Source organism: Oscillospiraceae bacterium, assembly GCA_025758045.1.
Lineage (GTDB): Bacteria > Bacillota > Clostridia > Oscillospirales > Ruminococcaceae > Gemmiger.
In genome coordinates, this window is record CP107208.1 from 1545554 (window position 1) to 1558713 (window position 13160).

Genomic DNA, 13160 nt, shown 5'->3' on the forward strand with positions numbered 1-13160 from the left:
GACAAATTTTATGTTATATAAGAACGGAATTCTTTGGCCGGCGGCAAGGGGCAGCCACCACAAAAACCTACAATTAGTGCCCGCTGCCAAGGCAAACTACCATATTTCCTCTTGCAACTTGCAAACTGTTATACTATAATGAACCTACTTATATTGGAAAATCTGTCGATTTTCGTCGACCGCCCGGATATAAACGAGGTACACTTGTGCTGCCTATTATAAAGGAAATCAAACAAAAACTGCGCACCGCCCGGGGCTTCACGATGGTGGAGCTGATGGTCGTGCTGCTCATTCTTGGCATCCTGGCTGCCCTGGCGGGCACCGGGCTGATCGCCTATGTCCGCCTGGCCCGGTTTGAACGTAACGAATCCGGCGCCCGCACCGTGTTCCAGACCGCCCAGATCGCCCTGACCCGCAAGGATACCAGCGGCGATATGGATACATTTTTGACGGAGCTGCGCGAAGTCGGCACGCTGGGCGACCACTTCAGCGCTGATGGATTGAGCGAACAGTTCGGTGACGGAGCCGCGGAAAAAGCCAATGCCTTCAACAGCCAGATCTACGCGTTGTACTATGATAAGGCGAACCCCGACAGCGACGCCAGCAGGATGGTGCGCGGCCTGTTGGACCCCTACGTCTACGATGAGTCGCTTTTCAACGCGTCCATTGTGGTGGAGGTGGACAGCCTGACCGGGCAGGTCTACTCCGCTTTTTACGATACAGCGTCCGATAAGCTGCGCTTTGCCTCGGATGACGGTGCCGACGGCGCGATGCTTATTGACGACCGCAGCTACGGCCACCGCCGCGGTGATTCGCTGGTGGGCTACTACTCGGCCGAGGACACCGTCAACGTGGTGGCCCTGAGCCAGACCCGCTTGAAAGTCAAAAACCCGCAGCTCATCAACAACGAGACCCTGACCTTAAACTGGAGCGGCAACAGCAAAAACGGCGACATCGACACCATTCATGACGCTGAATTCTACGATGCAACGACCAATGAGCCCCTCTTTAAGCTGGAGATCGAGTGGAGCCGCGTCCTTGCCGACCCCACCCACAACAACGCCCAGATCAAGGTGTACCGGCCCAACGCTGATGGAAACGGCTGGAGCGAAACGTACCAGGACTACACCTTCCCCCTCAGCTACAGCAAGGGCCGCTTTATCCTGACGCTGGACGCCATGTGCGATGCCAACCTGCTGCGCGCCGCCGAAAATGACGGTGCCGACCTGAGCTCCACCAAGACCACCCTGTTCAGCATTACACGCCTGACGGACAATGTTCCCAAAGATGTTTACGTTAAGATGAAAGCACGTCCTAACGCGAACTTTCAGGATCTTTATACCGAAAGCAAACCGCAGCAGTCCAATACCGAAAATACATTGTTTGCCGCAGGCAGCAATGCAAGCGGCGGCACGTTGAAATACTTCCGCCACCTGTACAACCTGCGCTGGGTAAATAGCGGCGAATATGCCTTTACGGGTAAAAACACCGCCCTGGATTGGACCGACGGCGGCGTCACCGTCTACTGCTCGCCCGAGAAGAAGAACGCGGAGCCTGTGGCCAAGGTGCCCAGCCGCACCGGCGAGATCGTGGCCTGGCCCACCATCCCCGCCATCGGCAAGGACGTCACCCTCAACGGCAGCACCGGCGGCAGCGGGCAAGTGATCATCAGCAACCTGCAATTGCGGGGCAGTTCTATCGCTGCCGTGGAGCGGAAATATGCCGGAGAAGCTGCCTACAAGGCCCGCGACCACTACCTAGGCCTGGTGGGTGAAAACAACGGTACACTGAAAAATATCACCCTGCGCGACCCCGATGTGCAGATCAACGCCGAGGTCAGATCCGCAGGCGAGCAAAACGCCGACACCGCCATGGCGATGGATGCCAACGGCACCCAATACCTGCAGGCCCTGGCCGATATCGACCCCGACTACCGCACCGAGATCTGGTCGGTGGGCGCACTGGCGGGCGTGGACACCGGCAGCCTGACCAACTGCACCGTCGACCGCAGCAGCCGCCGCGGCGCTGAGGCCAAGGTCACCGCTGTGCTGACCTTCAGCAGCAAGACCACCGGCGTAAACCGGGTGGACGGCACCTCGTACAAAGACGAACCCCACGGCATCGGCGGGCTCGTCGGCTTTGCCATGCCCAAAACCGGCGCCAAACTCACCGGCCTGACGCTGGACCAGAACGTCACCGTGGCGGGCATCTTCCAGGATGAGGACGCCGCCAACAACAGCGGTGCGGATACCGGCACCAGCGCCGATACAGCAGAAAAAGAACGCTATAACGCCATCGCCAACGAAAACGAGAGCCAGACCCTCTGGCGCGCCGTGGGCGTGGGCGGCGTGGCCGGTGTACTGGACGCCACCAACCTGACCGGCACCCGGAACGCCGAAAACCTCAAGGACATCACCAACAAGTCCACCGTGGTGGGCAATGCCTTCGTGGGCGGCATCACGGGCAACCTGTACTCCACCACCGAGAACGACAGCGCCAACACCCTGACCGGCCTGGCCAACCAGGGCACCGTGCTGGCCGGGGCCAACTACCAGGGCAGTACCGCAGGCCAAAGCCGCGTGCTGGGCCAGTTCTTCGGCGGCATTGCGGGCTATGCGCGCAGCCTTGTACTGGATGAGTGCCACAGCGCCACCCGCAGCGGCCTGAGTGAGACGACCCTGACCAACCTTGTGCAGGCGGGCTATAACGCCGACGGTACGTTGAACGAGAACAGCCCCCTCAAGGGCGACTTTGTCGGCGGCCTGGTGGGCTTTGGCCGCGATGTCCAGATGACCAACTGCTACACCGAGTCCGGGTATGTGCTGGGCCGCAGCTTCGTGGGCGGCTTTGTCGGCGGTTTTGTGGGCAGCAACCTGTACACCAGAGGCGGCACCAACAACAGCTATGTGTTCGGCAACCGTTACGTGGGCGGTATCGTCTCGGTCAACGGCCTGAACAGCACCATCGAAAACATGACCAACAAGGGCCTGGTGGCAGGCCTGGGCGCCAATGCGGCCTACGTGGGCGGCATTGCGGGCGTCAACGATGCTGCCTGGGGCAAGCAGGACAGCGCGGCCCTCGCCAAAAACGAGACCGCCAAACTGGTGGACAGCGTCAACAGTATGTCTACTGTTGAGGTAACGGATAAAAACAAAATTGCGCTGCTGCAGCAGTTGAGCCAGACCGGGGACGGCACCCCCCGCTATGCCGATTTCGTGGGCGGCGTGGCCGGATGCAACGGCACCCACGGTCAGATCAGCTGGCAGGCCGAGTCCGACAAGGGGGCCGTCCTGGGCGCGGTGCTGTACGGCGGCAGCTTTGTAGGCGGCGTGGCGGGCTGCAACGACGCCACCGCCACCATCACAAACAGCCAAGCCACCATCCTCAGCGTCACCGGCACCATCGTGGCCACCGGCGACTGCGTGGGCGGCGTCATCGGCCTGAACGGCGCGGCCAGCCTGCCCACCGTGCAGGTCAGCGCCAACCGCATCGAGGGCGTCCACTTTGTGGGCGGCGTCATCGGCGCCAACCTGCCCGCGAACGAATTCAAATTTGTCAACGCCGGCGGCGCGGCGGCCAACGCCGCCACCATCGGCACCGGACGCATCGTGGCCGACGGCGTGGCGGGCGGTATGATCGGCTACAACCGCGTAGTCAACGCAGATACGCTGAAAAACGCCCTGCAGAACAAGAACGGCACCATCGCGGCCGACCTGCAGACCTTGCTGCCTAAGTTCAGCAGCGGCAACGCCCTCGACGAGCCGACGCTGAACCCTAGCGGCAGTGCCATCACCCTGACGAGCCTGAGCAACCAGTTCAACATTTACGCCAACGCCTACGTGGGCGGCATCATCGGCTACAACGCAGCCGACACCACCCTCACGCTGGAAAACGCCAGCAACGGCAACCAGAGCCAGGCACAGTCCTACGGCGGCCTGGCCCTCAGCCCCAGGGCTGACGCGGCCAACGGCGGGGCCTATATCTTGGACAGCGGTGTCTCGCTGGGCGAGCTGGACCCCGACCACAACGGCTACTTTGCGGGCGGCATCATCGGCTGCACTACGGCCAAAACCACGCTGAATCATTGCACCAACTACGGCGGCGTGCAGCACCCCGTAGCCGCAGGCGGCCTGACCGGCGTCAACAACGGCACCATCACCAACGGCCGGATGGTCAACTCCATGGGCAGCCAGCAGGAGGGCTACCGCTACCTGGGCGGCATCGCGGGCATCAACAACGGCACCATCACCAACTCCGCCCCGGCGGAAAGCAGCAGCATCCGCGGCGGGCTGGACATCGGCGGCGTGGCCGGTTATAACAGTAAATCCGGCGTTATTACGCTGGAAAATGCCGGCGGCAATGTCTACGGCATCACCGCCACCGGCGGCGTGGCAGGCTATAACCTGGGCACCGTCACCGCCAAGAGCGTGACGGTAAAGGTCAGCGGCACCACCCAGACCGGCGGTGTGGCGGGCTTGAATGCGGCATCTGGCACGATTGGCCAGGACCCGACGGACCCGGGCAGCATATCCATCACCGTGCAAAACGGCACGACCGTTTCCTCCACCACCCAGGGCGGCGGCGTAGCAGGCCGCAACGAGGGCCTGATCCAGAACGCCACGAACCGCGCAGGCTCTATCCAGGTGGTAAACCAGTATGCGGGCGGCATTGCCGGCAGCAACAGCGGCCGCATCTACGGCTGCATGCACGCAGCCAGCGGCAACCGTGTGCTGTATACCGGCGGTGGCTTTGCAGGCGGCATCGCCGGCTGCAACGAGGTCGGCGGCAAGCTGGAGAACGTTACCATGAACGGCAGCGTTACAGCAGCCAACGGCGAAGCCGGCGGCGTGACCGCCCATAACTACGGCAACATCACAATGTCCCGGGTCTACGGCTCGGATATTCGCGGCACGTCGGACGCCATCGGCGGCATTACAGCCTGCAACGAAGCCGGTGCAGTGATCAGCGATGCGAACCTGTTCAATATGGCAAATTTCGGCGGCGACGTGCGCCTGTACGGCCCGGCTACCCGGGTGGGCGGCCTGGTCGGCTATAACGCAGGCTCCCTCAGCAAGGGCAATGTGCGTGCGGATTCCCTCAGCCTTGCCAACCTGACGGCCGGCGACAGCACTGTCACGGCGGGCGGCGCACTGGGCGAAAACACCGGCACGGCTGAGAACGTGACCGTAAGCACCAACCTGCAGGACAGCATGGCAAAATATCTCAACCTGGGCGGCGTTGCTGGCAGCAGCAGCGGCACCTTAAGTGCGTGCAGCTATACGGGCGCCATCGGTAAGGATAACGGCTTTACCACCGTGGGCAGCACCGTGGGCGGCATCGTGGGCAGCAACGACGTGGTGTATAACACCGACGGCACGGCCGCCGCCACCGGCAAGGTGAAGGACTGCAAGGTCGGCTATATCGAGCTGAAAGTGCAGGGTGCCTCCAACGTGGGCGCCAGCCAGGACGCTGCCACCAAGATGAACAGCGCCGCCCATATCGGCGGTATCGTGGGCCGCAACCGCGGCGAGATCATCGGCAGCACCGTCGGCACCAAAGACAAAACGGGTAGTATCATCACCGCCCGCAGCGGCTTTGTGGGCGGCGTGGCCGGCTCCAACAGCGGCAGCATCTCCACCAGCGGCGGCCTGGACACACAGCCCCTTGTAAAACAGATCAACGCCTGGCTGGATGTGCCCTATAAAGACGAGACCACCACCGACGAAAACGGCAACGAAGTCACTGCCCAAGTGGTAGACACCGACAAACAGAACGCCAACCTGAACCAGATGGTCCGCGTACTGACCGGCAAGGCCAGCGGTGAGGCAGAGAAAAAACTGCAGACCGACTTTAAGGCCATGCAGGGCTTTGATACCCTGACCTATGGCGATAAAAACTATAATACAGTTTATACCAACCGCAGCGTCAACCAGCTGCTGGTCTCGCTGCGGGGCAGCACCAGCCATGGCAACGGCCTGGCCGACGGTTACCTGGGCGGCATCACCGGCTTTAACGATGTCACCGGCCAGATCACCAACAGTGCCAGCGGCCAGTGGTTCGTCTACGCCGATAACATCAACCAGAGCTGGGGCGCCGTGGGCGGCGTCATCGGCCAGAACGAATCCAATGCGGATTCCACCAGCGGCCTGGTCAACTTTGCCGCCGTGCGCCGCTTTGTGCGCGGCACGCGGGGAACGGCGGATGACAATATCAACGCTAATAATGACCGCTATGCTACCACCAAAGGTGACAATGCAGCAGATAACTATGTAGGCGGCGTTATTGGTACGCAGGAAAACCGCACCGGCGACCGCTGGACGCTGGAAAAATGTGTCAATATTGGCACGGTGTTCAACAGCCGCTCCAACAACGCGGGTGGTGTGCTGGCCTACTGGCTCAGCTACGGCGGTACGCTGACCAACTGCTATAACTTTGGCGAGATCACCACCAACGCCAACAACGGCGAAAGCTCCGGCACCGTTGGCGGCGTGGCAGGTTACTTCAATAATCCTGTTGCCGGTACGGCGGCCAACCTGTATCGCTGCAGCAACTATGGCAGCGTAAAAAAGATGACCAATGGTGCAAACGACGTAGGCGGCGTTTTTGGTAAGGTACAGCTGGCGAATGACCATAACAGCGATGCCATGACCATCAACGTGATCGAGTGCGTCAACGGCTCCAATGTCGAACTACAGGCACAGTCGATGTCTGTCGGCATCTTCTGCTATATTGGTCCGTGGGCGGCTATCCCCAACGTTGAGGTCAACATTGACCGCTGCCGTAACTATTGCACCGAAATATGGGGCCCCGTCCGTTCAGCTGGCATCTGGGGCAACCGCGGCAACGGCAGCACCTCTAACAAGAAAACGACCATCACCAATTGTTTTGCCTTGTATAAAAGCAAGAACAATACGGGCAGCATCTGGTACCCGATTGCCTATCGCCATACAGCCAATGAAAGACTGACCGGTTCCAACAACTACTACATGCAGCTGGATAAGAGCTTCGCTGGTTATTCCGGCATTGCTGGGCTGCAAGAGGGCCTGGGCCGCAACAAGGTTACGGGGGGATGGAGCCAGGGTACCAATGAAAGCGAAGAAGGCGGCGGTGCGACTACCGCCGTAAACGCGCATCGCCTGTATGCCGGTGTGGACAGCGGTGCCAACGCCGCCCAGGATGGCAACAACTTCTATCACTTCTTTGCAATGCTGCCAAAGATTTCAAGCGATGGCAGACCGGTCGTCTCGATGCAGGCTGTAAAAAAGAGCAGCTCGTATATTACCACCTTGCCGGGCCAAAACTTCTCGGAAGCTTCGTCTGTGCGTTATATCTTTGCAGCGGATGCCAAGGATCTGACCCAGTATCCTGTGCCGGAGAAATGGAATGTCGGCTATGTCGGCAAGATCCTGCTCCTCTTCGACGACGTCGACGGTAACAACAAGACCAGCAAGGAAGATATTACCGATGAGGTGCTCCAACGCTACTACAGCAATATCCTGGACAACAGCACCCCGGATGCCCCCACAGGACTGAAGATCGAACGCAGTGATGCTACCGGTTCCGGCAACGAGAGTATTTACGGCCGTTATAACGTGACCTGGAATGCCCCCACCACCGGCAGCCCGGCCATCTACTACCATATCACCGTTTACGAGACCGATGAAAACGGCGACCGTATCGGCAATACCTCCCTGCTGGAGGCCGATGCCTACGACACCCGCTTTACCTTTGAAAGTAAGGCCGAGTGGAAGGGCCGCTATTTCAAGGTCAGCGTGGCCGGCGTCAACAGCAAGGGTACCGGCACGGCAGCTGCTTCGGGCCGGCAGCAGTTTGTCCGCGCCCTGCCCACGCCGGAGCTGGAGGTCCGCCTGATGCCCACGCCGGAGGAGGGCGGCCATGTTCAGTTCAGCCAAAAGCTGGTGCTGACCAATGCCGATGAATACGATAAGTTGATGCAGAACAGCGGCCTGGCCGATTGGAGCGTCACAGTCAAGGTCGGCGGCGATAACGGCGACACCTACCAGTTCAGCAACGGGAATACCACGCCCAAACGCATTTCGGAGAGACTTGGCAGCAGCCAGCGTATGACGGCGGAAGCCACCAGCAGCGACCAGCGCTGGATGCGTTCCGGCCAGTATGACGAGACGGTGTATATGCCGGTCTCCTGGGTCGTGGTTCCCGGCGACAACACATGGGGCAACAGCAACTCCGGCCTGGCCGAGGGCAGACTTGCTGCCAAAAATGTCGAAATTACCGGCGCTACCATCGACGACCTGACCGTAATGGTTACGCTGAACTTTACCGCCAGCGTCAGCGGCACACAGCCAACCTACCGCGTCATGCTCATGGGCCGCTACCTGGGCGATGAGGCCGTCACGCTGAACGGCGAGGAGGTCTATCTCAAAGGCCAGTACATCACGCTGGCTGCACGCCAGAACGTTGTGCCCAACAGCAGCACTACTTTTACCTTCAATAACCTGCCGGACGACACCCTGACCAACTATGATAACTGGACGGTCGTGGCTGTGCCGGTCACCAGCGGTTTGGGGGATGTGGTCACCCGTTGGGATGCTGCCGATGCCGAAGCTCTGGCCAAGCTGCAGGCTTCCTCTGCCGACCGCCCGGCGGCCTGGTATGGCGGCCTGGAAATCGTGCGGGAAAGCAACGGCTACAGCTTTGCCAACCTGACCCCGCTGTATTTTGTAAGCAAGAATCTGACAGACTACAGCAACTGGGCTGGCTATGCCGCGAACCAGGTCATTTTTGAACAAAACAACATCACCGTTGCCCAGGCCCCGAAGTTGATAGGCGTGCCTGCCGACGGCGACCTGTACCTGAATTACGACGCCGACAAGCTGGCCAACGACAACCAGCTGGCCTACACCTTTACCTGGACCCAACCCGGCGAGGCGGCTGCCAGCGGCGGCAACACCAAGTATAAGCTGACGCTGTACGGTGTGACCGAAACCAGGGATGAAAACGGCAATGTAATTTCTACGGCGGAGGAGACCATCACCCTGCCGGATGATGCCAACAGCAAAGTCCAGTACAAGGATGGCACCTACAGCTACACCCTCCCTATCGATACCGACCTTGCGGGCGGCAGCAACAGCTGGCGCTTTAATAAAGTGCGCCTGCGCGTCACCCGCGATACCACCGGCACCACCCAGGGCATCGGCGCAGCCGACACCGCCGTCTATACCGTGCTGCGCCGCCTGCAGCAGGTGGGCGAGCCCGGCCAGGTGTTCCCCGTGGATACCAGCAATGCTGAACAGACCCGCTATCAGATCAGCTGGCCCGCCGTCTCGGATGAACGCGTGGACCACTATGAGCTGTGGGCACAGGTGCAGACCACCAACGCCGCCGGCACCACCCTGGGCGAAGCCTTTAAGCTGCACCCGGCGGATGGCGACAGCACCACGCTCATCAAAGACACCCAGACCATCGTGGACCTGGAAGCTTACCAGGGCGAAACGCTGGTGTTCTACGTGGTGGCCTGCCCGGCAGACGGCGACACCACCGTGCTGCGCAGCCCCAACGGCGAGGTCAGCGACCCGCAGACCATCATCCAACGCACCGAGGCCCCGGCCATCCGCAAGGTGGACTTTACCTGGACGGGCAAGGCCGTCAATGACGCCCTGCCGCTGATGAACGCTTTCTGCAATGACCTGACCATCCGGATGACGGTGGACAAGGCCGACGCCGCCAGCTATTTCTTTACCGGCTATTTGTTTGATGATGAGGCCAACTACATCGACGCCTGCGCCAAGGCCAAGATCTGGATGGACGACCCCACCAAGGAAAACCTGGACGCCCTGAATGCCGCCATGCGTGAGGATAAGGCAACGCTGATGATCCCCGAAGCCTCCAAGACCGTGGGCAGCGAGACCCAGGTCAGCGGCGATGGCACCACCGTGTCCTACACGGTCACGCCCAACGCCAACGCTTTTACCATGCAGCCCGCCGACGCCAACCGCTACCTGCTGCCCGCCCTGCGCGCCATGGTGGCCAACAGCGAGTCGGCAGCTACCTCCTCCTCCTGGAGGTTCTATGTGCCGGACGATTATGCCGGGGCCGCAGGCGCTTTGCACCTGCCCAAGATCCAGCTGGACAAGCCGGAAAAAGACGGCGTTCTCAGCGTGACCTCGGTGGAATCTACGGTGGAGGGCAAGCTGTACGGCACCGAGGGCGAAGCCTGGAAACCTGACAGCGCAGAGATCACCATTCACCAGTACGCTGTGCAGTGGCCTGCCGTCAACGAGTACACCGATACCGACGGCACCACCCGCAACTTTGCCGAGAAGTACCGCTTCCACGTGACGCCTGCCGCGGATATGCCCGCTGACGACCCGAACAAGGAAGGCTACGACATCCGCTTTACCGTGGCCCCGGCGGATGTGGTAACGGAAAATGACGATGGCACGCAAACCATAACGACCCACCGCGGCGATATTTTGAAGGTGGAAAAACTGCCGTCTGGCTTGAACGAAAACGACCCGGCCAACTGGCTGGACATCACCAAGGCCGCCCGCAACATTGCAAACGAGGGCACCGCGGATGAGTATGTCTGGTACGATTTGAGCATTGTGCAGGTGACCCGCACGGTGACGAATGATGACGGTACGACGTCCGAAGTGACGGAGCTGGTCAGCCAGCCCATCACTCTGACCGGCCACCACGCTATCGACAACGATAACCCCAGCTACCGCATCAAGACCGTGCCTGCCCTGCGCCAGGCCGAGATGACCGATTATTCCCTGGGCTACCGCCTTACCCTGCCTGATATGACCCAGCGCGCCGACGGCGACAACGACGAAACCAGAGCACTGGAGAAGTACACCGAAAAGGTCACCATCTGGGCTGTGGGCAACGGCGAAAAGACCGTCGATTCCGACCGGCTGGATGTCTCCCTGCGCACAGAGGGCCAGGCCATGACCGAGGATGCCGCCCGCCCGGTGTTCGCCATGGCGGAAGCCGACCCCCGGCCCGCACAAAGCACGGGCCGGGCAGGGGAGACGGACCCCACGCCCCCGGCCAACGACCCCAGGGCAGAGGATACCCCCGTTACCCCCGAAACCGCCGTGATGTAAAGCAGAAAGGAGGGCGCACCATGCCCCCAAAACGCAACCGCCCGCTGCGGGACCAGCAGGGCCTTGCCATGATCTTAGTGCTGTGCCTGGGCGCGCTGTTTGTGGCGCTGGCTGCCGCCCTTGTGTATGCGGCCTCGCTGATGATGGCCAACGCCGACCGCCAGCTGCCGGAGCAGGACGTCTACGAGCTGGCCGTCAGCTTCTCCGACGTGCTGGAGCAGGAACTGCTGCATTACACCGGCGCTAAAGAAAAAGACGGCGCGATGACCGAGGAGAACGACCAGAGCATCGGCTACTTTATCAACCATATCTACGTTAAAAAAGGCTCTATCGATAACCCCTACGGCGACGACACCGACCATACGTTTACCCTGCAGGCGCCCGAGGGCATCGACGAGATGACCGTCACCCTGAACAAGCACCCCAGCGACGATGTGGACGAAGGCGGCAACGTGATCGATAACGAACCCATCACAGAGAACCTGAGCAACCTTCTCATCAAACTGAGAAATCAGAGCGAGAACGGGTCCACGATGAATGTGGATGATTATGTCATTCGTGTGACCGTCAAAGTGGTCAAGGGAGACCAGAGCTACAGCTACACCAGAAAGTACAAGCATACCGGCATTTACAGCTACTATTACACGCTGGATAATGAAAACACTCGTTACAGCTTCAGTGGTGCCGAGGGCGATACAGCTTTGAAATTGACCAACATGGCAACCGGTGAGGAACGTACCGTCACAAAAAATAATGCTTCTACACTATACCTGCGCTACAGCATGGATACGGATAGTGCGTGCATTTTTGCACGCATCAACGGCAATGATGAGTAAGGAAGTGGCACTATGCAAAGATTGAAAAACGCCCTCCGTGACCGCCGCGGCGAAACCATCGTGGAAGTGCTGGTGGCCTTCGTGCTGCTTATGCTGTTTCTGGTGCTGTTTACCGCGTCGCTGCGGTTTGCCCGGCGGGCCTCGGCCCAGGCGCAGACCACCCGCGATAACGCCTACCTGCTTACCGAAGCACTTTACCCGGTCAACGACGATGCGGCCGAGTGGAAAAACGAATCCGGCACCAAGACCATGATGAACTTCAGCCGCGGTGACCGCACGGTCTTTGCCGTCAAGGATGTGGAAATACAGACCATACAGGCTAAGATCAAAGACGATAACGATGAGGCTGCTGCCACGCATACCTTCACCCGTTACTACAAAAAAGTGGACGAAGATAAAGACGACACAAAAGAGGACACGACCCCATGACCACCCCGCTGAACAACAAAAAAGGTACTACCCTCGTGGAGCTGATGGTCTGCCTGGTGCTGCTGGCACTGTTTGGCACGGCGGCGGTCACGCTGGTCAAGCCCTGCGCCGAAGCCTACATCGAGGTGCAGCAGCTGACCCGCGCCCAGAACCTGGCCGATGCCCTCACCGAGACCATCCGGGGCGAGCTGGCCGATGCCGACGGCACGATCTCTATCGTAAACGCCGCAACAGAGAGCGACGCAGATTCGGCAGACGCGGATTCGGCAAATAATATTTTTATAGAAGATGCCCGCTTGACGGAAGGCACTGCTCTGCGCTTTACAGTGGAAAGCAGCTATACCGAGATACTTGATGCCGGTTATGTGCCCAAGCTGACCGCCACCACCCTGAACGCCGACAACACCACCAGCACCAAGGTCCTCTACGACCCCGCCGACGACACCTTTGCCGAGCTGAACCGCTACCTGCACATGCGTTTTTACAAGCAAACGGAGGGCAAGGACGGAAAGAAAAAAGAGTACACGACCTACGCTTATACAACGGCCTATCCTAACAAAGATTATATGGGGCTTGTCGTTTCGGATCTTGCGTTCTATGCCCGCGGATGGAAAGAGGAGAAGGAAACCGGGAAGATCTGCCTGACCTCGCTGTCTATGCAACTGACCGTCGCTAAGCCCGATGGCACCCCCGTCTACACCCAGACCGCGGTCATTCCGCTGCCCGGCGCACCGGAGTTCCAATAATTTGGCGAATAAATTGTTGTATGGGCACTGGACAATCGGGTGAAAAAACAGTATACTAA

The 13160-nt window shown here is 59.9% G+C and carries 4 protein-coding genes; all 4 read left to right on the forward strand.

What is annotated here, in order from left to right:
• Window positions 1-206: 206 nt before the first annotated feature.
• The 4 genes from OGM81_07355 to OGM81_07370 are packed head-to-tail and all read left to right on the forward strand — an operon-like array spanning window position 207 to window position 13101.
• Window positions 207-11090 (forward strand): prepilin-type N-terminal cleavage/methylation domain-containing protein, encoded by a 10884-nt coding sequence (locus OGM81_07355; protein UYJ44923.1) that lies wholly within the window; start codon window positions 207-209, stop codon window positions 11088-11090.
• 20 nt (window positions 11091-11110) lie between these two features.
• Complete coding sequence (locus OGM81_07360) at window positions 11111-11926, forward strand: hypothetical protein (protein ID UYJ44924.1); 816 nt, start codon at window positions 11111-11113, stop codon at window positions 11924-11926.
• Window positions 11927-11938: 12 nt separating this feature from the next.
• Window positions 11939-12355, forward strand: a complete 417-nt coding sequence (locus OGM81_07365; protein UYJ44925.1) for a hypothetical protein — start codon at window positions 11939-11941, stop codon at window positions 12353-12355.
• Window positions 12352-13101, forward strand: coding sequence for a prepilin-type N-terminal cleavage/methylation domain-containing protein (locus OGM81_07370; protein ID UYJ44926.1), 750 nt, complete (start codon window positions 12352-12354; stop codon window positions 13099-13101). Before OGM81_07365 ends, OGM81_07370 begins: the two co-directional genes overlap by 4 nt.
• The last annotated feature ends 59 nt before the right edge of the window (window positions 13102-13160 follow it).

Coding starts and splice junctions, on each gene's coding strand:
- OGM81_07360 (UYJ44924.1), top strand. CDS start 11,111: ATGCCCCCAAAACGCAACCGCCCGCTGCGGGACCAGCAGGGCCTTGCC.
- OGM81_07365 (UYJ44925.1), top strand. CDS start 11,939: ATGCAAAGATTGAAAAACGCCCTCCGTGACCGCCGCGGCGAAACCATC.
- OGM81_07370 (UYJ44926.1), top strand. CDS start 12,352: ATGACCACCCCGCTGAACAACAAAAAAGGTACTACCCTCGTGGAGCTG.